Genomic DNA, 25,488 nt, shown 5'->3' with positions numbered 1-25,488 from the left:
ATGTTCAAATGGAAAAAATAGTAACGCGACTGACGGGGGAACCGTAATGAAATATATACAGTTGGATGAGCAATGGGAAACACAAATCGTCAATCTTTGGAATCGTGAGTTAGGTTCTGATTTTCCGATGAGGGAAGAGCTTTTTAATCAAAATAGTATTCAAGATCCTCATATACTTCAATCAGGTTCGTATCTTGCAGTAAACGAACAGAATAAACTCATTGGTTTTGTTATCACAAAATGTATCCAGGATAAAAAGGAGACACTTCTTAATCAAGATGTCGGGTGGATTCAAGTGTTGCTTGTTGACTCAACGTTTCGTGAAAAAGGAATTGGAAGCGTTTTAGTAGAGAATGCTGAAAAAGCGCTACAAAAACAAGGCTGTAAAACAATTTACCTTGGGTGTGACCCCGCACATTATTTTCCTGGAGTTCCACTCAGATTTGAGAATACAAAAAAATGGTTTGAAAAAAGGGGCTACCAAGCTTCTGGGATTGTCTCGGACTTGAATAGGACCTTTACACCAGATGAACAATTTGGGTTTCGTAAACCTATTGATATCGATGTGTCCCTAGCAGAAAATAAAGATGAACTTCTAACTTTCCTACACCGTTGTTTCCCAGGAAGATGGGAATATGAAGCAAAACAATATTTTTATAACGGTGGAACGGGAAGGGAATTTGTTGTATTTCGAAAAGAAAAAAGGATTATTGGCTTCTGCCGGATTAACGATTCCAAGTCACCAATGATCGGCCCGAATGTATATTGGGCGCCTTTGTTCAAAGGTGAAGTGGGCGGTGTTGGGCCACTTGGGATTGATAAGAATGAAAGAAAAAATGGCTATGGGCTAGCGATTGTGGAGGCAGGTATCTCTTTTCTAAGAGAAAGGCATATAGATAACATCATTATTGATTGGACAGGATTACTAGACTTTTATAAAAAGATAGATTTCAAGGTTTGGAAACAATATCAGCAATATAGTAAACATATTTAGTCCTTTCTAATGAAAGAAAAAGAAACCAGATAGGTTGGAAAGGCGTGGCGAAATTGAAGGTTAATATTACATCATTAACAACAGAGCAACGAAATCAACGGTCCTTAAATATCGATCAACTTACGACATCCCAAATTATCGGAATGATGAATGAGGAAGATGAAACTGTTTCAAAGGCTGTTCGGAAAGTTCTTCCTCAAATTGATAAAGCAATTGAGGCAATCTATGCAATTTTAAAACAAAATGGAAGACTTTTTTATATAGGTGCCGGAACGAGTGGCAGACTTGGCGTTTTAGATGCAGCTGAATGTCCTCCTACATTTTGTACACCTCCGGAAATGGTTCAGGCCATCATGGCTGGTGGCGAATCAGCGATGTTTACAGCCGTTGAAGGCGCTGAGGATGACCTTGATGGTGGTGCGAAGGATTTAGAAAAAAGAGGATTTACGAAGAATGATATTTTAGTAGGCATTGCGGCAAGTGGCCGTACTCCTTATGTGATTGGTGCCTTAAAATATGCTCAAAATCTCGGAGCCATTACGGTTTCGTTGGCCTGCAACGAGAATGCAGAAATCAGTAAATATGCGCATCATAGTATTGAGGTAATTGTGGGACCTGAAATTTTATCAGGGTCAACACGATTAAAGTCAGCAACTGCTCAAAAAATGATCTTAAATATGTTGTCAACAACCGCGATGATTAAGCTTGGTAAAGTATATGGAAACTTAATGGTCGACCTTCATGCTAGCAATTTAAAGCTCATTGAGCGAGCGAGAAGAATTGTCATGGATGTGACAGGAATTACGTATCAGGAAGCCGAAGTCATACTCAATCAAACAAATCAAAAAGTAAAACCAGCAATTGTGATGGCATTAGCTGGGGTTTCGTTGGAAAAGGCTAATGAAGTAATTGATAGGGCCAATGGATTTACAAGAAAGGCGATTGAGTTTGCGAACGAAGGGAAGTGACTTGAGATGAGGGAGATGGTATTAGCTTTCCTACAGCAGGAAATTGACCAACAGCATATCCCAGGTGCTGTCATTCACATTTCATTTCAAAAGCAAACGATTCTAAAAGAGGCAATTGGATATCGAGTCGTTTATCCGAAAAAGGAACCGATGAAGCTTACAACCATTTTTGATCTTGCTTCTTTGACAAAGGTGGTTGCCACCCTGCCCTCTATTTTATTACTTGTAGAGGCAGGGAAACTGCACCTTGATGACAAGGTTTCCTTTTTTCTACCGGAGTTTGCACGACACGGAAAATCGAATATTACACTTAAAGATTTACTCACACACTGTTCTGGTTTACCGGCACATCGGGAGTATTTTAAAGAGTCTTTAAATACAGAGCAGATTATTGAACGAATTTTTGACGAAAAATTAGTTGCGAATAAGGGTGAGAAAGTCATCTATAGTGACTTAGGTTTCATCCTTCTCTATAAGATTATTGAAAAAGTAACAGAAGAGGACTTTCAGAGCTTTGTACATCGAGCGTTATTTGAAAAATTGGAGATGAGCGAAACTAGCTTTCTTCCAAACGTTGAGAGAGAAAGATTTGCAGCAACGGAATACAGTGAAACTTTACAAGATTATAAGCATGGGATTGTTCATGATGACAACACGGAAAGCATGGGTGGCGTAAGTGGTCATGCGGGTTTGTTTTCCACCATATCTGATCTCGCAAACTATGCTTCCATGATTGAAAATAATGGGGTCTTTCGAGGGAAACGAATTCTATCAGAGCAGTCAATCAACATCACAAAGCAAAATTTCTCCCCTTACAGCAATGAATATAGAGGGTTAGGCTGGATCTTGAAAAGCCCTGTGTTCTCGAGCTGCGGCGACCTATTTTCTAGTTCCGCCTACGGTCACACTGGGTTTACAGGAACAAGCATCTGGTTTGATCCAGATATCCAGTTACATGTCATCCTGCTGACAAATCGTGTTCATTTTGGAAGGAAGGATCCGATTCTGAGGCTAAGGCCGAGGTTACATAATTTGATTGCAGCACATTTTCCGAGGGGGTAATGAGGTGTCTGATAAAATCCATTTAATGATTGTTGGCGCTCACTGTGGAGACGGAGAAATTCAAGCAGGAGCCATCGCCCATAAATATGCAAAAGCAGGACATGAGGTTACCTTTCTTCACTTAACAGCAGGAGAAAAAGGCACACCGCCCCATCTAAGTGTAGAGGAGTACCGCATTCAAAAAATAAACGAAGCCGAAAAAGCTGCTGAAATATTGGGTGCAAAAAGCATTACTCTATCTTATAAGGATGCGGAACTGAAAGAGGATGAGGAAACAGTAACCGAACTTGCCACGATTTTTAGAAGACTAAAACCAACGCTGGTTATTACCCATTGGGAAAAAAGTATGCATCCTGATCATGCCCTTTGTCCACGACTTGTTCAGGCGGCTTGGCTAAAGGCAGCATTGCCTGGCTTTGATATAGATGGGCTTCCACCTCACTCGCTTCGAAGAATGCTTCATAGTGAGAATTGGGAGGACATGGAAGGGTATGTTCCGGATATTTATGTAGATGTAACAGACGAATTTGACACGTATTTAGAGGCGTTATCACAATACTGGTTTATTATGAATTCTACTGATTTCAGGTATTACGACTATTATAAAGCGCTTGGAACAATGAGAGGATGCTTAAACCGTACGACGTACGCCCAAACTCTTAAGTTTCCGGTTGGCGCTAATGTTCGAAAAGGGTCAAATATACCTGGCTTTGAATTATAGATGTGGAGGTGAGCCTTATGAATCAAGCAGAATTAAGAAGAAAAATCGGCCAACTAATGGTTGTGGGCTTTAAAGGAATAACAGCCTCCGATGAAATAAAAGAGTTGATTCGCGAGCATCATGTCGGTGGAGTCATTCTCTTTGGCCGAAATATTGGCACACCAGAGGAAATTCTTTCGTTAACTACGGAGCTTCAACATGTGGCGAAGGATGCTGGGCATGAGCACCCACTCTTAATCTGTATTGATCAAGAAAATGGGGTTGTTCGTAGACTAGGAGAAGGTACCACAATATTTCCTGGGGCCATGCTTTTAGGTGCCACAGGCAATCCAGACAACGCCTATGAGGGAGGTGTTGCGACAGGTAAAGAGCTCAAGGCACTTGGGATCAACTGGAATCTAGCACCAGTAATGGATGTGAACAATAACCCTGAAAATCCAGTCATTGGCGTAAGGTCCTTTGGTGAGTCAGCCGAAAAAGTTTCCGAGTTTGGAAGAATGGCAATGAAGGGGATGCAGGAAGCTGGCGTCATCACAACGTTAAAACATTTCCCAGGTCATGGAGATACAAATGTCGATTCCCACTTAGACCTACCTGTGATTACACATAACATTGAACGTTTGGAGCAAATTGAGTTAAAACCTTTTGTTGATAGCATAGAGGCTGGTGCGGATACGGTTATGTCGGCCCATGTCTATTTTCCAGCAATTGAAGATACCCCAGGTGTCCCTGCGACATTGTCGCGTAAAGTCATCACAGGCCTCTTACGAGAAAAGCTTGGCTTTGATGGAGTAGTAACAACAGATTGTATGGAAATGAATGCAATTGCTAATACCATTGGCACCGCAAAAGGTGGGGTAGAAGCGATAAAAGCAGGTGTTGACCTCATTATGGTTTCTCATCTTCACCATCTTCAAAAGGAAACGATTGATGCAATTTACGCTGCAGTGGAATCTGGAGAAATCGATAAAGCCCAGATTGAAGAAGCAGTAGCAAGAGTAACGAGATTAAAAGAAAAGTATTGTAGTTGGGAAGAAATCGGCTCAGACGAGGTACCGTCCTTTGTTGGCGGGAAAGAGCATCAACAGCTTGCGCATGACATTTATAAGCAAGGCATAACGATTGTAAAAAACAATGGTATTTTGCCATTAAAGAATAAACGTGTGCTAGTGGTTTACTCAGAAAATAAATATACGATGCAGGTTGAGGATAGACGCTATTCCTCGATGTATCTTGGTGAAACAATCAAAGAGATTGATGATACTGCGGAAATAGTTGAACTATCAAACCCGGCAACAGATGAAGAAATCCAAAGAGTAGCCGCAAAAGCTCAACAATTTGAAGCGGTTATTGTGGGAACCCTGACTGTTCAAGAAGGTGACGCACAAACAAAGCTAGTGGAGGCATTGTCAGATACGGGGGTACCGGTCGTCGTCATTGCGACAAGAAGTCCGTATGATTTGGCATACTTACCAGAGATTCAAGCTTACCTTTGCACATATGAATTTCCTTACCCAGCTTTGAATATGGCGGCAAAAGCCATTTATGGACGTGAACAGGTAACAGGGAAATTGCCGGTTACTATTCCTCAAGTAAGGGAGCGGTTGAAATGAGTCAAAAGGTAGTTGTGGGTTTAATGTCGGGTACATCTTTAGATGGTATTGATGCAGCTTTAGTTACTATTTCTGAAGATGAACATCAAAAAATCCAAGTGAAACTGATTCATTTTTCAACACTTACTTATCCAGAAACCATGCGTGCAAGAATCTTGGCATTATGTGACCCGAGTAAAGCTCGGCTTGAGGATATTTCTATAACAAATATGCTACTAGGTGAGTTGTTTGCTGAAGCAGCGAAAAAGGTTGTAGCTCAAGCGGGTCTTGAGATGAAAGATGTGGATCTGATTAGCTCACATGGTCAGACGATTTTTCATCAGCCTGAAGGGAAAAAGGTAGAAGACTATACGATTACTTCAACCTTGCAAATTGGGGATATTGCTGTGATTGCAGAACGAACTGGTGTTATGACGGTTGGAGATTTCCGGACACGTGATATGGCAGTGGGTGGCCAAGGTGCGCCATTAGTTCCATATGCAGATGACCTATTATTTAGAGCGGATTCGAATGGTAGAATACTAGCCAATATTGGCGGAATAGCAAATGTAACCGTTTTACCCCCAACAGAGAGTCATGAACAAGTGCTTGCGTTTGACACAGGCCCAGGAAACATGCTGATCGATGCCTTTACAATGTGGGCAACGAATGGAAAACAAACCTATGATAAAAATGGAGAAATAGCAGCAGCGGGTAATGTAGATGAACAATGGCTTGAGGAGCTTTTAGATCATGACTACTATCGCTTACCGGCACCAAAGAGTACAGGTCGAGAGCTATTTGGATTCGATTATGCAAAAGAACTTTGGAATGCAAAAGCAGATTTAGGACCAGAGGATAAGATAGCTACTATTACTGAACTGACAGCACGAACAATCGCTGAAGAGTGTAAGAGATTTATAGATTCGTATAAAATCCAAGAGATTTTTATAAGCGGCGGTGGTTGGTACAATCAAACACTACGAAAAAGGTTGCAAGCTAATCTGCCTCCGTCAATAAAATTAGGAAGTACAGACGAGCTGGGCATACAGGCTGATGCTAAGGAAGCCATCGTATTTGCATTACTAGGCTACCAATGCATCAACAAACGACCAAATAATCTTCCATCAGCAACAGGAGCAAGCGCCCCGGTTATTATGGGGAAAATTGCTCTAGCATAACTTTATTCAGCCTGCTGAATAAAGTTATAGCCTCCGGCGGATGCCGCAGATTTTCAAAGGAAACTTTTCGCTAGCGCGAAAAATCTGGGCACAAATACGCCAAGGCGCATTTGATTATGTAAAAAACTGAAGGGAGGCGAGGGCAAGAGCTACGAATATAGTGTTCTGTTGGTACTGGAAAAAACAATGATGAAAGATACGTAAGGGGGAAAAGTAGAATGAAAAAATGGCTTAGTCTTTTTCTTATAAGTATTTTAGTAATTGGATTGTTAGCGGCATGTAGCAAGAAAGAGAACACAACAAAAGATGGCGGCGGAGATAGTGAAAAGGAATGGACGGGTACAATCACAGTATGGGATGGACCACGTTGGCCAGATGATAAAGACAATAAATTCCACTGGATGGAAAGTAAAATTAAAGAATTCGAAGCAGCACATGAAGGGGTTAAAGTTGATTTAGTTCAAGTTCCATGGGCAGAGCTTCCTGATAAATTAGGCGTTTCGATTGCAGGGCAATCTTGGCCTGATGTTGCACCAGTTGATATTAGTGGTAGTGCAGTAAGTATTGACCATATTGATCAAGGTGTAATTGAATCAGTTGATGAGTTATTTACTGAAGATGAACTTAAGGACTTTTATGAAAATGCATTAGATGCTTACACATTTGACGGGAAATTATATGGAGTTCCAAACTCTCTAACTGTACACGCAATGCTTTTAAACTTAGATCTTTTTGAAGAGCGTGGAGTTGAGCCTCCAGCAAACGGTGAGTGGACATGGGATGAATTCTTTGCAGCAGCTGAAAAGTTAACATTTGACCGTGATAATGATGGTAAAACAGATGTATACGGATTCTCAACATATATCCTTCCTGGTTACTATGAGGCATGGCCGTTCTTCTATATCAATGGTGGAAGCCCATTAAATGAAGATATGTCAAAATTCACGTTCACAGAGCCAGAAGCAGTAGAAGCGATTCAACAACTTGCTGATTTGAAATTAGAGCATGACGTAGCTCCTGAAACATTAGGTGGTCAGGACGTTGGTGGTACATTCCAAGCGTGGGCAAACGAAGAGCAACGTACTGTTGCAATGCAGCCATGGGCTACATGGGCAATTAGCTCAGCTCAAACAAAATACCCTACAAACTTTGCAGTTGCAAACTACCCAACTGGTAAATCAGGTGAGCCTGTTACAATCGGTGGTGTAGGTGGTTGGACAATGTTCCACCAAGAAGAAGAAGGGAAAAAAGAAATGGTTGGCGAGTTTATTAAGTTCATCTCAACAACAGATGAGCAATTTACGATGGCAACTGAGTATGGTATTTTCCCTGCACGTAAGAGCGCTGCAGACATGGACCCTTATAAGGACAATCCAGAAATGAAGCGTGCACAAGAAATGTCTTCACAAGTTGTTATGCTTCCACGTCACCCTGAATGGAAGAAAATTGATGAAGCTATTCAAACAGAGCTTCAGTTAGTATTCAATGGTGAAAAGACAGCAGAAGAAGCAATGAAAGCTGCTGAGAAGAAGGTAAATGAACTGTTAGGTGAGTAGTAATAGGCATAAGGTGGGTGGCCCTTAAATGGGCTGCCTGCTGCCAAATGAAAGATTGGGGGAATTGCGTTGAAACCCGTTCATCAGACTGCAAATGCAGTAGTACAGACAAAAAAACCGACTATCTGGCTACAAATGAAAAAGAACTATTCCGCATATTTATTTTTACTTCCAAAACTTATCCTGTTTATAGCATTTATTGCGATCCCGGTTGTGTGGGCATTTATCATCTCCTTCCAGGAATACAAAATTTTTGGGAGTGAATGGGCAGGTTTAGACAACTATATTAAGGTGTTTAAAAGTGATGCCTTTTACGACGCGCTAGGAAATACATTCCTTTTTACGGTTGTAACGGTACCTTTTAACGTAATAAGTGCACTTATCATTGCTTCTCTCATCCATCCTCTTGGTAAACTGTCTCAAAGCTTCTTTCGAGGAGCCTTTTATTTACCAACAGTTACATCAATGGTAATTGTTGCGATGGTCTGGCGCTGGATGTACAACTATGACTTTGGATTGTTTAACTATGTGTTAGGGTGGTTTGGAATGGAACCACTTAATTGGTTGGGACAATCTTCATCCGCACTTTGGGCTTTGATCATCATGCAATGCTTAATTCCATTTGGAGTCGGAATCATTCTCTATCTTGCTTCAATGGGTTCGATTTCACATTCATTATATGAAGCGGCCACTATAGACGGAGCAAATAGTTTTCAAAAATGGTATCGCATTACATTGCCATTATTAAAACCATCTACCTTATATTTAGTTTTACTTAGTACAATCGGTTCGTTTCAGGTATTTACACAAATTATTATGATGACGGGCGGAGGACCAGGTACGGCGACAGAAACGCTTGTTCACTTAATCTATAAGACAGGCTTTAGAGATTTCGAGTTTGGCTTTGCAGCAGCGCAATCCGTTGTTTTATTCTTTATCATTCTTTTATTTTCAATTATCCAATTCCGTTTACTTCGGTACGATGACTAGGAGGGAAGCATAATGACATCAGGTATTCAAAAAGTAAACAAGCTTATTATTTATGTACTACTATCGGTTTTCGCCATTGTTTCCCTTTTACCGTTGTATTGGGTGTTTAGTACCTCCTTGCAGCTAAGCAGCTACCAAGATGAAGAACTAGAACGTCAAGTATCCTATGTAGATTCAAATCCACCGAAAATGTACCCAGTTGGGATTACGGAGTACTTTGAGCATTGGGGGAAGGCTAGGGACGCAGAGAGCGCTGGTGATGCTGAAGCAGCAGCCTATCATCGAGATGTTATGGGCTACATCATTGAAGATACGTTTTCAGGATTTACCACCTTGTTTAACAAAAATAACGTAGGCATCTGGTTTTTTAATAGTTTTTATATAGCAGTAGTGGTGACAATTGGGATACTTCTCTTTGATTCGATGGCCGGGTATGTGCTCGCGAAAAAGCGGTTCCCGGGACGAAATCTCATTTTCTGGTCGATTATTGCCACGATGATGATTCCCGGCCAAGTAACGTTAGTGCCGTTGTTTATCATGGTTCGAAACTTTGGAATTATGGATACGCACTGGGCGCTTATTTTCCCAGACTTAGCAATGGTATTTGGGGTATTTTTAATGAGGCAATTTATGCACTCGATTCCGGATGAACTGATAGATGCAGCGAAAATCGATGGTGCAAGCGAATGGAAAACGTATTGGAAAATCATTCTGCCATTGTCGAAACCAGGTCTAGCAGCTCTAGGAATCTTTACATTTATGAACGTCTGGAATTCATTCCTATGGCCAATTATCGTGCTAAACGATGCAAATCTATATACATTACCTGTAGGGTTAAAAACATTACAGGATGCAAACCTTGCAAGCTTCAAGCTTCTCATGAGTGGAGCAGCCATTGCATCAATCCCAATGATTATTGTATTTATGATGTTCCAACGCCACTTTGTAAAAGGATTAACCCTTGGTGGAGTAAAAGAATAATGACTGATGGAGAGAGAGATCTCTCTTTTTTTGAGGGGAGGGGCAGAGAATGGAGATAGGTCTTGACCGCTTTTTAACGAAATCTGTGGATTTATGTAAGGGTAAAAGAGTCGGGGTGGTTACCAATATGACAGGTGTAAACCAACGACTTACACCAACAATAGATTTGTTCCATGAGCATCCAGATATTCATGTTACGGCATTATATGGACCTGAACATGGAATTAGAGGAAGTGCAAAGGAAGGGGAAAAGATTGATTTCTTTGTCGATCCTTATACCAATTTACCTGTGTATAGTCTTTACGGTGCAACGAAAAAGCCAACCAAAGAAATGCTTGAGAATGTGGACATGATTTTCTTTGATCTTCAGGATATTGGGGCAAGGTACTATACATTTATTTATACGATGGCATATGTGATGGAAGCTTGTGCAGAGTTCGGAAAGGAATTCGTCGTTCTTGACCGGCCAAATCCAATCACAGGAACCGTGATGGAAGGGAATCTAGTGGATGAGGACGTTCGTTCCTTCGTTGGCCTCTATCCAATTCCAAATCGTCACGGTATGACCGTTGGGGAAATTGCGCTCATGTATAAGCATGAATTCGGAATCAATTGTGAATTAACCGTCATTCCGATGGAGGGCTGGAGTCGAAATATGTTTTATGATGAAACCGGCCTGTTTTGGATTCCACCATCGCCTAATACGACAGGAATGGATATGTGCACGTTATACCCTGGGACCTGCTTGGTTGAAGGAACGAATCTATCGGAGGGAAGAGGTACAACACGACCTTTTGAATACGTGGGAAGTCCCTTTATTGAGGGATACCGGTTGGCTAAGTATTTTAATGAGAAAAAACTTCCTGGGGTGTTAGCCCGACCAATTTCCTTTGTTCCAACGTACCAAAAACATAAGGATCAGGTCTGTGAGGGTGTTCAGCTTCATGTAACCGATCGATGGGAAATACACTCGTTGAAAACAGGACTGACGTTGTTGGCGGCGATCGCGGAAATGTACCCTCATGATTTTGAGTTTCTTCAATTTGGTGAAAAGAAAACCTATATGTTTGACCTTTTAGCGGGGACAAAGGATCTGAAGAATCTAGTTTTAAATGGTGGAATTAATCGTTTTATAGAATTATGTGAAGTGGAAACAGAAGCCTTTAAAAAGAAGAGAGAACCTTATTTACTTTATTAACTTTATTCAGTTAGGGTTAAACCCCAACTGAATAAAGTCAAAGCCTCCGGCGGATGCCACGATTTTTCAAAGGTAATTTTTCGAGCATAGGATCAAAGACTAAAAGCGCCACATCCTGTGGCAACGTCTTTGTGACCCACATCGTGTGGGCCTAAAAAATCGGGCGGCAAATACGCCAAGGCGCATTTGATTAGGGAAGGGGATGGACCGTGTGGTTTCATTTCGATATTATCAATCAGGCGATGAAAAAGGAATTGTTCGCCTCTGGAATGAGTGCTTGCTGAAGGATCCAATCACACAGCTTAGATTTCGAAATCTCGTTCTTTTAGACGCAAACTTCGACCCAAAGGGATTACGAGTTGCAATTGACGGCGAGCAAATAATCGGTTGTTTGTATGCAATAAGAAGATTGTTACCAATGGCAGGTACCGAATTAGAGCCTGAAAATGGCTGGATTCCTTTCTTTTTCGTGCATCCGGAGTTCTCGCGGACTGGTGTCGGAGAAAAATTGATGAAAGATGGAGTAGAATTCCTAGCATCTGAAGGTCGGAAGAATGTTTTCTTTGCTTCGTATGCGCCGAATTATATTCTGCCTGGAATCGATGAAGAAGCATATCCAGAAGGCTATGCCTTTCTCCTCAAGCACGGTTTTGAAAAACAATATTCACCCGTCGCGATGGATCGAAGTTTGGTAGGCTTCACGCCACCCTCTGATGTGCTTGAATTAAAGGCACAGCGGGAACAGGAAGGGTACACATTTTTAACTGCAGAAGATAAGGATTTATATGAAGTGATCCAATTTGTTAACAATGAATTTAACCCGGATTGGGGACGTGCGATTCGAGAAGGAATTCTACAAGGGCTGCCACTCCACCGCATTTTAATCGCAAGAGATAGTGAAAATTTAGTGGGCTTTTGCATTTATGGCGGTTATGAAGGAATTCCAGATCGCTTCGGACCATTTGGGGTTGACCCCAATCAACAAGGTAAGGGGTTAGGCAAGATTTTATTAAATGAATGCTTAAAAAATATGCGTGCAGAAGGATTGCATGGTGCATGGTTTCTCTGGACCGGAGAGAAGAGTTCAGCGGGACACCTCTATAAGAAAACAGGATTTGAGATCACACGAAAGTTCCATGTTATGAAAAAAACGTTATAATAATAATAGATTGAATAAAGAGAGTTGATGACAATGTCCTTTATGACCGGGGGACTCGTTATGCTTCAAGAAATGCATGATAACCTCCCACCGTCTGAAAAGAAAATTGCTTTATATATATTAGAAAACCCGCAAGAGACGATTACACTTACGGCTAGTGAGCTTGGTAAAAGAAGTTCAACAAGCAGTGCGGCGGTTATTCGACTCTGTAAATCTCTTGATTTAAAAGGGTTTCAGGATTTAAAGCTTCGTATCGCAGGAGACCTGCAAAAGAAGAAGGCAACGGGATTCCGTGACATTGAACCAAATGAGTCTACTTTGTCTATTATTGAAAAAATGACAGACAATAGTGTTCAAACCTTACGGGAAACAGCTGAATTGCTAAACAATGAAGAGCTTGAAAGAGCCGTAGAAATCTTAAAAAATGCTGGGACGATTCACTTTTTTGGTGTGGGCGCATCAAGCATCATCGCTCAAGATGCTCAGCAGAAATTTTTAAGAATTAATAAAAAAGCAACAGCATTTCCGGATCTACATATGGCCGCAACCTTGGTTGCGAATGCGGATGAAAATGATGTTGTTGTTGGGATTTCATTTTCAGGGGCAACGTTTGAAGTAGCGAAAATTTTGGAGCTCGCGAATAAAAAAGGAGCCCATACGATTAGCTTAACGAAATATGGCTCATCGATTGTGACAGAGCAAGCAGACATTCGCTTATATACCTCTGCTACCAGAGAGCCGACTTTCCGAAGCGGCGCAACTTCATCAAGAATCGCCCAGCTTCATGTGATGGACATTCTTTTTATGAGTGTCGCCTCACAGGCATATGACCAAACCGTCCAACACCTTGATGAAACAAGAGAAATGATTAATATCTTGCACGACCCGATAAAATGAGACCAGAGATGGTCTCTTTTTTTGTAGTGGGGGATAAACTGTTCACCACAAATGTGAACAGTTTCTTGAAAAAGTCTAAGTGGTTGTGCATCAGAGGGTTCGGAGTGCAATCAACTACCTAGTAATTTCCAGTCGGTGATGCTCCAGATGGTTTCGAGTGTAGTCAACTACCTAGAAATTTCCAAGTGAGGGTACTCCAGAGGGCTTGGAGTGCAGTCAACTACCTAGTAACTTCCAGTTGGTGATACTCCAGAAGGCTTGGAGTGCAGTCAACTACCTAGAAAATTCCAGTTGGTGATACTCCAGAGGGTTTGGAGTGTAGTCAACTACCTAGTAATTTCCAGTTGGTGATACTCCAGACGGCTTGGAGTGTAGCCAACTTCCTAGAAACTTCCATGTGATGATACTCCAGAGAGCCTAGAGTGCAACCAATCACCTAATAATCCCCAAGTGACAATGCTCCAGCTGGCTTGAGAGATATTTAATCTCCTAGAAAAAGCCAAATGGTTACATTCTAAAAGTTTTTTCTATCTGTTTTTCTTTTTTATACAAAAGGTATGCCATAACTTGCGCTTAAGCTAATGGCATTTGAAATAATTTCCCAAAGTCCTAACTTATAAGGCTTTTATGCTATGGCTTTTTCCTGAATTACCCAAAGGTCCCTTCATATCCTTCTTTTTTAACATATATTTCTCCTAAATATATCCAAAATTCAACTCATATCCCTCGTTTATGATCTAGGTTTTACCGGAATTCCCCAAAGGTCCAGTCGTATCCTTTGTTTATACTATGGGTTTTACCATAATTACCCAAAATTTCCCTTAAACCAAACCTCGGTCCTCCAAAACTCAAAACCATACCGATAAAATCTCACTCTTTGTATCACAAATCCAAAACTAACAAATAATATAATAATAATAAGAAAAAGTGTCCACTGGGTATAAACATTTGATGAATAATGTGGTAAAGTAGGAAGTATAAATGTTGATATAAAAGGGTTTATAAAAATTAAAGTGTATTACCTATAAATACACTTGTGTTTTGTAAACATACAAAGGAGGATTCTAATGTCGAAGGTGTTGGACTCATTTTTGCATGAAAATCTGGAGGATTTAAAGACGAAAGGTCTTTACAATGTAATTGACCCTCTACAAGGTGCAAACGGACCTATTATTAAAATCAATGGAAAAGAGCTTATTAACCTTTCTTCTAACAACTACTTAGGATTAGCGACTGATGAGCGTCTAAAAGAGGTGGCCAAGGAAGCAATTGATACGTACGGAGTTGGGGCAGGTGCGGTTCGTACCATCAACGGGACACTTGATCTCCATATAAAACTAGAAGAAAAGCTTGCTGAATTTAAACATACAGAAGCAGCGATTTCTTATCAATCTGGCTTTAACTGTAATATGGCAGCCATTTCAGCTGTTATGGATAAAAACGATGCGATTCTATCCGATGAGCTAAATCATGCTTCCATTATTGATGGATGCCGTCTTTCAAAAGCGAAAATTATTCGTGTTAACCACTCTGACATGGATGATTTACGAAAAAAGGCAAAAGAAGCAACTGAATCTGGTTTATATAACAAAGTCATGGTCATAACAGACGGAGTTTTCTCTATGGATGGTGACATTGCGAAACTACCTGAAATCGTACAAATTGCAGAGGAATTTGATCTCATTACATATGTAGATGATGCACACGGTTCAGGTGTTTTAGGAAAAGGTGCTGGTACGGTAAAGCACTTTGGTCTTTCTGATAAGGTAGATTTCCAAATTGGAACTCTTTCAAAAGCGATTGGTGTTGTCGGTGGTTATGTAGCGGGTAAGAAGGCGTTAATTGACTGGCTAAAAGTTCGAAGCAGACCATTCCTATTTTCAACTGCTGTTACGCCAGCTGATGTTACTGCTGCTACAAAAGCAATCGAAATTCTAATGAGCAGCACAGAACTCCACGACAAGCTATGGGATAATGCCAACTACTTCAAGCAACAGTTAAAAGAGCGTGGCTTTGATATTGGACACAGTGAAACTCCAATAACACCCGTGATTGTTGGGGAAGAAGTAAAAACACAAGAGTTCAGTAAGAGATTAATTGAAGAAGGCGTCTATGCAAAATCCATCGTATTCCCAACTGTACCAAAAGGAACAGGAAGGGTCCGCAATATGCCAACAGCCGCACATACAAAGGAAATGCTAGACGAAGCAGTTGCGATTTATGAAAAAGTAGGCAAGGAAATGAACATTATCTAAAAGCTGATCAGACGATCATCTTGGGGGAATGAATAATGGAGAAAATTATAATTACCGGAGCATTGGGCCAAATCGGTTCAGAGCTTGTTACCAAACTGCGTAAGGTTTATGGTGCTCAAAATGTTGTTGCGACAGATATTCGAAAAACGGATTGCGAAGTTGCTCACTCAGGTCCGTTTGAGATTTTAGATGTAACAGACGGAAAAGCAATGTACGATATTACGAAAAAATACGATGCAGACACATTGATTCATTTGGCAGCATTGCTATCTGCAACTGCAGAAGCAAAGCCACTTTTAGCTTGGAACTTAAATATGGGTGGGCTTGTCAATGCATTAGAGGTTGCTCGTGAATTGCGTTGTCAGTTTTTCACACCGAGCTCAATTGGGGCATTTGGTCCGTCCACACCAAAGGATGGAACCCCACAGGACACCATTCAGCGCCCTACGACCATGTATGGTGTGAACAAGGTTTCTGGCGAATTACTTTGTGATTATTACAATCATAAATTTGGTGTTGATACAAGAGGACTACGTTTCCCAGGGCTTATTTCGTACGTGACACCACCTGGTGGTGGAACAACAGATTATGCTGTTGAAATTTATTATGAAGCTCTTAAAAATAAAAGCTATACATCGTATATTGATAAAGGTACGTATATGGATATGATGTATATGCCAGATGCGCTTCAAGCCATTGTAGACTTAATGGAGGCAGAGGAGTGCAAGTTAAAACACCGAAATGCTTTCAATGTTACGGCGATGAGCTTTGCGCCTGAAGAAATTGCAGCAGTTATCAAAAAGTATATTCCAGAGTTTGCGATGAATTATGATGTTGACCCAGTCCGCCAAGCGATCGCTGAAAGCTGGCCAAATTCAATTGATGCAACTGCAGCAATTGAAGAGTGGGGCTTTAAAGCACAATATGATCTCGAATCAATGACGAAAGATATGCTAGAAAAATTGAGTGTCAAGCTAGTGAAAAATGCTGGATAAATAAAATGAGGAGTATGAATCTTACGGGATTCATACTCCTTTTTATTCATCTTAGACGCCCATTTTTCTGCGAGTATTACTAGGTTTTTTTGTTTGCTGGCTTTTCATTTTTTTTGATGAAAGATCGGCATTCATTTTACCTTTACTATTGGAAGACTGAGCCTTTTTGTTTTCAAGCTGCTGCTTCATAGCCTCTTGCAGGCTAATCTTCTTTTTTGGTGCTTCGGGTTGATGGTTCTCGGTCATAGAAAATTCCTCCTTAATGGATACGATAGTCAGTCTAGTATAATCTATTTTGATTCAAATGGGAAAGGCCCATGATAGCGAAAACGATAAAAGGGTAGCTGAAAAGAAGAAAAACCACTTATCAGTGGTTTTTTAGTCCCGCATTGCTCCTGCTTCTCTTGAGGTCATGGCACCCTGGCCTTGGCTTACATCCTTTGCAATTTCTTGTTTTACTTTTTGTGGATCTGTTCCTGCGACATCTGTTTGCATCGTATTCTGTTTAGGTTGTTTTTGTGGCATAGTGATTCCTCCTGCGTTTTTATTCTACAACCATAGTATTAGCAATACGTCTCGTTACATCCGGACTTTCATTATTAAGACATAAAAAAGAAGCATTGAAATCAATGCCCCTGCACCCCTAATTGACTGCTTTTGTTTGTAATAATTTGATCCCCATCGCAATAAAGACGATTCCTGTCAATCGATTTAGAACAACTGAAGCCTTGGAATTGTTTCTTAGCTTAGTAGTTGCCATTGAGGAAAAATAAGCAGTGATTAAACACCAAATTCCACCTGTCAAAGTAAAGGTAAGCCCTAATAGGATAAACGGTATTGGGGTTGAAACGCCGCTATTGGTTTGAATGAATTGCGGAAGAAAAGCTAGGAAAAACAATGCAACCTTTGGGTTAGTGACGTTAGTTACTAGTCCTTGTAAGAAAATCTTTTTATTGCTTTGCTTTTTTAAAGATTGTTGTTCTTTTATTGTGTTTTTAGCAATTAACATTTTAATACCTAAATATGCTAAATAAATTGCACCTACGACTTTGATTAAACTAAATAAAAATGCAGATTGCGTTAAAATAACAGACAGTCCAAAAGCAGCTAGTAAAGTATGAACAACAATTCCTGCTGAGATACCGAGAGCTGAATATATTCCTGCCATTCGCCCCTGAGATATACTTCTGCTCACAATATACATTGTATCTGTACCTGGAGTTAAATTAAGCAATATTGCTGAAACTAAAAAGACCTCGAAGTGAACAACCCCAAGCATTTGAAATACTCCCCTTTATTTTTAGTTTATTTGGATAAAATATTATTTTCCTATTATGTTTTAAAACTATAAAAAAAGCTAGGGAAAAAAATCCCTAGCTTTTCTCAAATATCTTAATTCATTTCAACCTGTACATTTTGCTTTTTCAATTTCACTGCAAAATACCCGATCGTAATCGCTATGAAGGCCACCATATAGGTTAAAAGAATGAAGTTGTTATGCCACATATAACTGAAGTCACCGCTTGAAATGACAGCTTTAAATGACTGTACGGAATATGTCATCGGTAAAAGTGCGTTAATTGGCTGTAAGGCATTTGGAATCAGTTCAAGTGGGAACGTTCCAGCACTCGTTGTTAATTGTAAAATTAAGACGATGATCGCAATGAAACGACCAGGGTCCCCCATCATAGTCACAAGCATTTGGATTAACGTTAAGAAAGTAAAGCTTGTGATTAAAGATGTGACAAAGAATAATGGAATACTTGCGACTTCAATTTTTAAACCTTCTAATAGGATGATGTCGACAAGAGCTGCCTGGAACACACCGACGATGGCTAATACACCAAATTTGCTAAAGAACCAGCGGAATGCATTAGTTGGTTGTACTACAGGTTCTTTAAGTTTAAATACAATTGACATTAGTAATGCACCAACAAATAGACCAAGCGAGATAAAATAGGGTGCAAATCCTGTTCCATAGTTAGGAACGGTGTTCAATTCTTGCTTTTTAACGGTGACAGGTTCGCCCATCATGTCGTAGGTCTCGTTTGATGCTTCCACAGAATTTGCTTGTTCGGCACCTTCCGCAAGCTTCTCAGCAAGTTCATTCGAACCGTCAGCAAGTTGAACAGTACCTTCTTCTAACTCTTTTGACCCATCCGCAAGTTGTCCTGCACCATGTTGTATTTGACCCGCACCATCTGTTAATTGGTTCATACCATTAGTTAAATCGTGAGCGCCGTTATTAAGTTCTACAGAACCGTTGTATAATTGGCTAATTCCTTGTTGGAGACTTTTCTGACCTTCATTAATCTGTTGAAGCCCAGTTAACAATTGGTTAAAGGTAGGGCTCGTTTGAGCAATTAGTTGTTCCTCTAAACCCGTTGTTGCGGAACCAAACTGTTGATGTAGACCCGTTTTAAATTGGGTGAAACCTTGGTTAAGTCCATTTTCAACGCCTGCTGATATTCCTGGTTCGAGCCTTTGCTTCAATTGCTGTTCTAATTGTTGTTGTAACTGTTCTTTTGTTGGCTGTTTTTGAGCCATTTGCGCAATAAAAGCGGAAGCCTGCGTTTCGTCCATAATTTGATTTTCAATTAAGGTCGTTTTAAGTTGCTCCATTTGTTGTGTTTGTGAAGCGAGCATTTGGTCTGCTAGTTGCTCAGAAAGACTGGCTGAAATCCCATTTGTTAGTTGAGTTGATAGTCCAGTGCTAAGTTTCATCTTAAGCTCATCAATACCTTCATCAACTTTGCTAACATTACTGTTAAGTTGAGTCGTTACTTCCTTAGAAATTTGCTTTGGTAGTTCTTCCTTCATGAGGGCAACCCCATCTTGGATTTGATTTGTCCCATCCACTAAAGAAGGAATTTTTTCATTCACTTCGTTAAGACCTGCTTTTACTTGGTTTGTTCCAGAAGCAAGAACAGTTGCTCCGGATTCTGCTTTTTTAACTCCATTTGTAAATTCAATTGATTTTGAGGCTAGAGTAGCTAGGTTTTCTTCTAGTGTTTTTGATCCGTCATTTACTTTTGCTACACCTTCCGCAAGTTGTTCAGAACCTTCACTTGCTTGGGTTAAACCGTCTGCTAGGGTTTGAACCTTGCCAAACATGGTTTCAGCGTAGGTGGCTGTAACATTCTTTGATACTTCTGCCTTTATTTTTTCAAGTGCGGTTTCCCCAATTTGAGAAGACAGAAAGTTTGTGCTTTCATTTGGCACATATTTAAGTTCCAATTTTTGTGGTTGACGATCTAATAAAGAAGTAGCGTTTTTTGAAAAATCTTCAGGAATTTCAACTACTATATAATAATCCCTGTTTTCAAGCCCTTTGTAACCTTCTTCCATTGAGACAATGTGAAAATCGAAAGTGTCGTTTTTGGAAAGCTTGTCCGTTAACTCATTTCCTAGCTGTAACTGGTCGCCTTCAAATTGGGCTCCAGTATCCTCATTTACAATAGCGACTGGTAAATTTTCCATTTGGTCGTATGGATCCCAAAATGCCCAGAGAAACATGCCTGCATAAAGAACAGGAACAAAAGCTACCGCTAAAATTGGAATGAGGACCTTTCGATTTGAAAGGATATGTTTAAATTCAGCAATAAAGGATGATCCCTTCATATAAATACCTCCTAATAAAAATGTGACTGTTTTATTCAAATGGTCATTTTTTGCCAAATATGATGGGTACTCAACTTGAGGACCCATGGCATGACTATTTCTCTAACCCTTTAAAGAAATACAGCTGAAATAAATTTGAGATTTCTTCTTTTTCAAGTGGCTCGTGGTTTCGTTCCCAATCAAAGATTAAGGAAACATAAAGCTTTAACATGACAAAAGCTGTGATCTCTGGGTTACAGGGCTTAATTTCATCGCGGTCGATTGCTTCTTGAATCATGTCTTTCATATAGTTGATAATTGCCTGTTCAACACGCTGTACAACCTCAACAACTGCCTGTGTTCCGATATCTCTTTCTTCTTGAAAAAGCTTAATCGTTAGCTGGTGGGACTTACGGAATTCTAGTAATCGAAAAAGGATCAGGTGTGCATTTTCATAAAAAGTGCTGTTTTCATCCATTGCTTCTTCGGCTACCACTTTCATGTCCCGAATGAGAGTACTGATGATCTCATCGAATAACTCCTCTTTGTTTTTGAAAAAGGTATAAATTGTACCTTTACCAACGCTCGCGAGCTTCGCAACCTGGTCCATTGTTGTGGCCTTGTACCCAAATATAGAGAACGATTTAGTCGCAGCTTCAATAATTAACTGTTTTCTATCAATCGCCACCTTTGATCACCTCACTTTAGGTGGATTGACCAAATGAGAAATATGGTCATTTAATTCACAGTGAGAAATATATCACACCAAACGCTACATTGCAAGTCCCGTTCGTTTTTGCTGTAATGGCGTACTTAATAGTGAGTTTTAACGATTTCATGAAAACGTAAACTTTTTTGTTGTAATTATTTTTTGCCCGTGCTAATATAAATCTTGTAAAAGGAATGCAACCGTTTGCGCAACAAATTGCGCATAGCAGAGAAATCAATAGAACACAGTAATATCAATGGTATATATTTTTTAAACGCAATGAAAGCGTTTAATTAACAGAATGGAAAAATGACTAATTTCTACAAAAAAGTCCAAATTTATGCAATCGGTTTCCTAAACCTGTGCAACGGTTCCTTCCTTTCAAAAATGTAAACTGGGGGTTTTATCATGAAAGCAAAGAAACTTTTTCCTGCAGTAATGGCACTCTTATTCTTATTAAGTGTGGCTCTTGTAGGATGTTCTTCTTCGGATGATGGAGAAAGCTCAAGTGGAACTAAAGGCGATTCAAAAACAACAACAGTAGATATCTTCCAATTCAAAGTGGAATTTAAAGATCAATTTGAAGCTGTTGCAAAGCAATATGAAGAGTCACACGATGGTGTTAAAATCAACATCACAACTGTTGGTGGTGGAGAAGATTACGGTGCAGCACTTCGTTCAAAATTTGCTTCAGGTGAAGAGCCAACAATTTATAACATTGGTGGACCTCAAGATGTTGCAGACTGGGTAGATAGCTTAGCAGACCTTTCTGATACAGCAGCAGCTGGAGTTGCATTAGAAGGAACTCTTGAAGGCGTTACACAAGATGACAAAGTGTTAGGACTACCTTTTAACCAAGAAGGATATGGCTTAATTTACAATACAGCAGTATTTGAAAAAGCTGGAATCAATCCAGATGAAATTACAACTTTCGCTGCTTTAGAAGAAGCGGTAAAAACATTAGACAGCAAGAAAGATGAATTAGGTTTAGATGCTGTGTTCGCTCTACCAGGTAAAGAAAAATGGGTAACGGGCTTACACTTATCAAATGCTTTCCTATCCCCTGAATTTGAAGGGAATGTATTAGGGACATTCGATTCTGCAACAGTAGATTTTAAATATGGTGATGCATTTAAGAAAGTTCTAGATTTACAAAATGAGTATTCTGTTCAACCAACAGTAAGTTTAGACTATGCAATGCAAGTAGAAGAGTTATTCTCTACTGGCCGAGTGGCAATAATTCAACAAGGTAACTGGGTATATGGTTCAATCGCAGGTATCGATGAAGAGCTTGCAAACAATGGAGTAAGCATTCTACCAATTCCTGTTGAGGGCTATAAAGAAGATTCAATTCCAGTTGGAATTCCAATGTACTGGGCAGTTAATAGCAATAAAGATGATGCAGAAGTAAAAGCTGCAAAAGACTTCTTAGACTGGTTATATACTTCTGAAGAAGGAAAAACAGCTGTGTTAGAAGACTTTAAATTTATCCCTGCATATGAAGGATTTGACGCTTCAAAAGTTTCTGATCCACTAGGGAAATCAGTGTATGAGTACGCAACAGAAGGTAAAACAATTCCTTGGGTATTCATGGGCTACCCAACTGGTTGGGGCGAGCAACAGCTTGGTGTTAATATTCAAAAATACATCAGCGATGAAATGAGCTGGGAAGATCTTGTGAAGGAATCTCAAAAGGCTTGGGAAGACACAAGAAAATAAACGATTGACCTTACAATAGAAAACAAGGCAGCGTATGGTTGCTTTGTTTTCTCCTTTTATACAAAAATGAACGGGAGCTCGTGCTCCCCCAAATATGATTGAAATGTTTTTTGAATTTCGATCAATTGGAGGAATTTACTATGCGAAACCGGAATCTATGGTATTGGTTATTTTTAGCCCCAACGCTTGTAGCACTTGGAGTTGTTATAATCGTGCCATTAATTTTTGGAACATATTACTCATTTACAGACTGGAACGGAATTAAGATCACCGAGTTTGTTGGACTTGAGAACTATCAAAAGCTACTTGAGGATAAAGAATTCATGAACTCCCTATGGTTTACTGTGAAATTCTCAGTAGTGTCGATTTTCCTCATTAATTTCTTTGGACTTTCATTAGCATTACTTGTTACACAAAAGCTTAAAACAAACAATATTTTACGTACAATCTTTTTCATGCCGAACTTAATTGGAGGGCTCATCCTCGGGTTCATTTGGCAATTTATTTTCATGAAGGTATTTGCGAGTATTGGAGATTTAACGGGGATTGCAGCTTTTAAAGGCTGGTTATCGACAGATACAACTGGTTTTTGGGCATTGGTTATTCTCATGAGTTGGCAAATGGCTGGATATATCATGATTATCTATATTTCCTATCTGGAAAGTGTTCCGCAGGAGTTATTAGAAGCGGCGGAAATTGACGGAGCAAGCAGCTTCCAACGTTTTAAAAATGTGACATTCCCACTTGTCGCACCGGCATTCACAGTAAGTTTGTTTTTGACCTTATCTAATACGTTTAAACTATATGACCAAAACCTAAGTTTAACAGGTGGAGGCCCTTATAATTCAACACAAATGGTAGCAATGGAAATTTTCAAAACCGCATTCTCAGAAAATAATTATGCGTACGGACAGGCAAAAGCAATTATTTTCTTCCTAATCGTGGCGGCTATATCGTTAACGCAGGTGTACATCAATAAGAAACGGGAGGTCGAGATGTAATGAAAAGTAAAAAAAGAAAATTATATTTGCTTGAACTTCTAGGCATTGTCCTTGGCCTAATTTGGCTCTCCCCTTTCTATTTGATGGTCGTCAACTCATTTAAAACAAAACGTGAAATTTTTACAGATACGCTAAAGCTTCCGGATGTATTTACATTTGATAACTATGTTCAGGCATTCGAAGAGCTCGATTTTATCCGCACTTTCTTTAACTCTGTCCTAATTACGGTATTAGGTGTTGCGGTGATTATTCTTTTTTCATCGATGGCAGCATACGCATTAAATCGTCGCAAAGGAAAAGTGAGTGGTCTCGTTTTCTTCCTTTTTATCGCGGCTATGCTGATTCCATTCCAATCAGTCATGATTCCATTAGTATCCCTGTTTGGTAAAATGGAACTATTAAACCGTTTTGGAATCGTTTTTATGTATCTTGGCTTTGGTAGTAGTTTATCGATTTTCTTATATCACGGATCTCTACAAGGAATCTCAAAATCATTAGACGAAGCAGCCACCATTGATGGTGCAAACAGATGGCAAATCTTCTGGCACATCATCTTCCCGATGTTGAAGCCAATTTCAGTAACAGTAGCAATTTTGAATATTATTTGGATTTGGAATGACTATCTATTACCATCTCTAGTCATTAACCAAGAAGGAATGCATACGATTCCATTGAAGATGTTCTTCTTCTTTGGTCAATATACGAAACAATGGCATTTAGCCCTAGCAGGATTAACGCTAGCGATCATTCCAGTGATACTTGTGTACTTCTTCATGCAAAAACACATTATCAAGGGAATTGCAGAGGGCTCTGTAAAATAAACATTGAGATCGAAGGGTCAATTGGACTCGTTTAACATAAATGGAGTGTGAGGGTATGTATGGCTATTACAATTAAAGATGTTGCAAAAGAGGCAAATGTCTCGCCTTCCACTGTCTCAAGGGTCATAGCAAATAACCCTCGAATTAGTGAAGAAACGAAAAAACGAGTACGTGAAGCGATGGATAAACTCGGGTATCACCCTAATTTTACAGCACGAAGCTTAGCGGTGAATAGCACAGCAACTATTGGAGTTGTGATGCCATTCTCTGCATCCCATGTGCTTCAAGATCCGTTTTTCCCGGAAGTAATTAGAGGGATCAGCGTACAAGCACGTGAACATAAGTATGGATTGTACCTTTCGACAGCTGGAACAGAGGACGAAATCTATGAAGAAGTTGTTGGAATGGTCCAGGGTCGCCGTGTTGATGGCTTGATTCTCCTCTATTCTCGGACAGATGATCGTATTATCAAATATTTACAAAAGATCGACTTTCCATTTACCGTGATTGGTCGCCCTGTGATAGGCGCAGAACGAGTCACGTATGTCGACAATGACAATATCTACATTACGAAGGTCGTAACGGACTATTTAATCGAATTAGGTCATACGAAAATTGCGTTTGTCGGTTATGATGGCGACTTTGTGTTTATGCTTGACCGCCTTGAAGGATACAAACAAGCGCTAAGCGAGGCTGGAATCTCTTTTAATCAGGACTATATCGTTCAAAAGAGTACGATTAATAAAGGGAAAGAAGCCATTATATCGTTTCTAAGTTCGGTTGACACACCGACAGCATTAGTTTGTACAGATGACTTTATCGCAATCGAACTGATGAGTCATTTTGAAGAATTGACTATTCGATGCCCAGAGGACGTTTCCATTGCAAGTTTTAACAACGTACTACTAGCTGAATATTCGAAGCCTCCCCTCACCTCAGTAGATATTGATATTTTTCAGCTGGGGGTTGAAGGTGCAAGCTGTTTGATTGAAAAAATAAAGAATCCGGATGTCTTACCAAAGCGGATCACGATACCGGCAAAACTAATTGAACGGAAGTCGTGCGCACGGATTAAATAGAAAGAGAGCA

At 39.9% G+C, this 25,488-nt stretch carries 23 protein-coding genes; 18 read left to right on the top strand and 5 right to left on the bottom strand.

Going from position 1 to position 25,488, the window contains the following annotated elements; all coding sequences use genetic code 11:
- The first annotated feature begins 46 nt into the window (after positions 1–46).
- The 14 genes from ACFSFW_RS17335 to ACFSFW_RS17270 all read left to right on the top strand — a co-directional run bounded on the left by ACFSFW_RS17335 (position 47) and on the right by ACFSFW_RS17270 (position 16,549).
- Positions 47–994, top strand: a complete 948-nt coding sequence (locus tag ACFSFW_RS17335; protein ID WP_388040097.1) for a GNAT family N-acetyltransferase — start codon at positions 47–49, stop codon at positions 992–994.
- A gap of 44 nt (positions 995–1,038) precedes the next feature.
- Positions 1,039–1,962 carry an N-acetylmuramic acid 6-phosphate etherase gene (murQ, locus tag ACFSFW_RS17330; RefSeq protein WP_388040095.1) on the top strand — a complete coding sequence of 308 codons (924 nt, stop codon included), beginning with the start codon at positions 1,039–1,041 and terminating at the stop codon, positions 1,960–1,962.
- Between the two features lie 6 nt (positions 1,963–1,968).
- Positions 1,969–3,024 (top strand): serine hydrolase domain-containing protein, encoded by a 1,056-nt coding sequence (locus ACFSFW_RS17325; RefSeq protein WP_388040094.1) that lies wholly within the window; start codon positions 1,969–1,971, stop codon positions 3,022–3,024.
- A gap of 4 nt (positions 3,025–3,028) precedes the next feature.
- The gene (locus tag ACFSFW_RS17320) at positions 3,029–3,745 is read left to right on the top strand and encodes a PIG-L deacetylase family protein (RefSeq protein WP_388040092.1); all 717 of its coding nucleotides are present in this window, start codon (positions 3,029–3,031) and stop codon (positions 3,743–3,745) included.
- A 17-nt stretch (positions 3,746–3,762) separates the two neighbouring features.
- Positions 3,763–5,358: a beta-N-acetylhexosaminidase gene (nagZ, locus tag ACFSFW_RS17315; RefSeq protein ID WP_388040090.1), complete on the top strand. Its 1,596-nt coding sequence runs from the start codon at positions 3,763–3,765 to the stop codon at positions 5,356–5,358.
- A complete protein-coding gene (locus tag ACFSFW_RS17310) occupies positions 5,355–6,518 on the top strand; it encodes an anhydro-N-acetylmuramic acid kinase (protein WP_388040088.1) in 1,164 nt (387 codons plus the stop codon). Before nagZ ends, ACFSFW_RS17310 begins: the two co-directional genes overlap by 4 nt.
- A gap of 218 nt (positions 6,519–6,736) precedes the next feature.
- Positions 6,737–8,074 carry an ABC transporter substrate-binding protein gene (locus ACFSFW_RS17305; RefSeq protein WP_388040087.1) on the top strand — a complete coding sequence of 446 codons (1,338 nt, stop codon included), beginning with the start codon at positions 6,737–6,739 and terminating at the stop codon, positions 8,072–8,074.
- A gap of 69 nt (positions 8,075–8,143) precedes the next feature.
- Positions 8,144–9,064, top strand: a complete 921-nt coding sequence (locus tag ACFSFW_RS17300) for a carbohydrate ABC transporter permease (RefSeq protein WP_099351494.1) — start codon at positions 8,144–8,146, stop codon at positions 9,062–9,064.
- A 12-nt stretch (positions 9,065–9,076) separates the two neighbouring features.
- Positions 9,077–10,045: a carbohydrate ABC transporter permease gene (locus ACFSFW_RS17295; RefSeq protein WP_388040086.1), complete on the top strand. Its 969-nt coding sequence runs from the start codon at positions 9,077–9,079 to the stop codon at positions 10,043–10,045.
- A gap of 49 nt (positions 10,046–10,094) precedes the next feature.
- Positions 10,095–11,243, top strand: a complete 1,149-nt coding sequence (locus tag ACFSFW_RS17290) for an exo-beta-N-acetylmuramidase NamZ family protein (protein ID WP_388040084.1) — start codon at positions 10,095–10,097, stop codon at positions 11,241–11,243.
- Between the two features lie 211 nt (positions 11,244–11,454).
- Entirely contained in the window at positions 11,455–12,402 is a 948-nt protein-coding gene (locus tag ACFSFW_RS17285; RefSeq protein ID WP_388040082.1) for a GNAT family N-acetyltransferase, read from the top strand.
- Between the two features lie 60 nt (positions 12,403–12,462).
- Positions 12,463–13,299 carry a MurR/RpiR family transcriptional regulator gene (locus ACFSFW_RS17280; RefSeq protein WP_304213728.1) on the top strand — a complete coding sequence of 279 codons (837 nt, stop codon included), beginning with the start codon at positions 12,463–12,465 and terminating at the stop codon, positions 13,297–13,299.
- Between the two features lie 1,067 nt (positions 13,300–14,366).
- Positions 14,367–15,554, top strand: coding sequence for a glycine C-acetyltransferase (locus tag ACFSFW_RS17275; protein ID WP_099351499.1), 1,188 nt, complete (start codon positions 14,367–14,369; stop codon positions 15,552–15,554).
- Between the two features lie 35 nt (positions 15,555–15,589).
- Positions 15,590–16,549 carry an L-threonine 3-dehydrogenase gene (locus ACFSFW_RS17270; RefSeq protein WP_388040080.1) on the top strand — a complete coding sequence of 320 codons (960 nt, stop codon included), beginning with the start codon at positions 15,590–15,592 and terminating at the stop codon, positions 16,547–16,549.
- A gap of 51 nt (positions 16,550–16,600) precedes the next feature.
- Here the strand turns inward: ACFSFW_RS17270 and ACFSFW_RS17265 are convergent, their stop codons facing one another.
- The 5 genes from ACFSFW_RS17265 to ACFSFW_RS17245 form a co-directional block, all read right to left on the bottom strand.
- Positions 16,601–16,795 carry a hypothetical protein gene (locus tag ACFSFW_RS17265; protein ID WP_388040078.1) on the bottom strand — a complete coding sequence of 65 codons (195 nt, stop codon included), beginning with the start codon at positions 16,793–16,795 and terminating at the stop codon, positions 16,601–16,603.
- Positions 16,796–16,927: 132 nt separating this feature from the next.
- Entirely contained in the window at positions 16,928–17,074 is a 147-nt protein-coding gene (locus ACFSFW_RS17260) for a hypothetical protein (RefSeq protein ID WP_180271380.1), read from the bottom strand.
- A 118-nt stretch (positions 17,075–17,192) separates the two neighbouring features.
- Entirely contained in the window at positions 17,193–17,828 is a 636-nt protein-coding gene (locus ACFSFW_RS17255) for a LysE family translocator (RefSeq protein ID WP_388040076.1), read from the bottom strand.
- Positions 17,829–17,941: 113 nt separating this feature from the next.
- Positions 17,942–20,170: a YhgE/Pip family protein gene (locus ACFSFW_RS17250; RefSeq protein WP_388040074.1), complete on the bottom strand. Its 2,229-nt coding sequence runs from the start codon at positions 20,168–20,170 to the stop codon at positions 17,942–17,944.
- 94 nt (positions 20,171–20,264) lie between these two features.
- Positions 20,265–20,837, bottom strand: a complete 573-nt coding sequence (locus tag ACFSFW_RS17245) for a TetR/AcrR family transcriptional regulator (RefSeq protein WP_304213737.1) — start codon at positions 20,835–20,837, stop codon at positions 20,265–20,267.
- Between the two features lie 429 nt (positions 20,838–21,266).
- Here ACFSFW_RS17245 and ACFSFW_RS17240 point away from each other — a divergent pair, with 429 nt between their 5' ends.
- From ACFSFW_RS17240 to ACFSFW_RS17225, 4 genes are all read left to right on the top strand, one after another.
- Positions 21,267–22,577: an ABC transporter substrate-binding protein gene (locus ACFSFW_RS17240; RefSeq protein WP_388040072.1), complete on the top strand. Its 1,311-nt coding sequence runs from the start codon at positions 21,267–21,269 to the stop codon at positions 22,575–22,577.
- Between the two features lie 140 nt (positions 22,578–22,717).
- Complete coding sequence (locus ACFSFW_RS17235; protein WP_099351505.1) at positions 22,718–23,578, top strand: carbohydrate ABC transporter permease; 861 nt, start codon at positions 22,718–22,720, stop codon at positions 23,576–23,578.
- Positions 23,578–24,399, top strand: coding sequence for a carbohydrate ABC transporter permease (locus tag ACFSFW_RS17230; protein WP_388040070.1), 822 nt, complete (start codon positions 23,578–23,580; stop codon positions 24,397–24,399). The genes ACFSFW_RS17235 and ACFSFW_RS17230 overlap by 1 nt, the downstream gene beginning before the upstream one ends.
- 59 nt (positions 24,400–24,458) lie before the next feature.
- A complete protein-coding gene (locus ACFSFW_RS17225) occupies positions 24,459–25,478 on the top strand; it encodes a LacI family DNA-binding transcriptional regulator (RefSeq protein ID WP_388040069.1) in 1,020 nt (339 codons plus the stop codon).
- Positions 25,479–25,488: the final 10 nt, after the last annotated feature.

The sequence above is a fragment of the Ferdinandcohnia salidurans genome, assembly GCF_042680725.1.
GTDB classification, from domain to species: domain Bacteria; phylum Bacillota; class Bacilli; order Bacillales; family Bacillaceae_L; genus Ferdinandcohnia; species Ferdinandcohnia salidurans.
The sequence above is the reverse complement of the archived record's forward strand: the minus strand, read 5'-3'. Positions and strand labels throughout refer to the sequence as shown.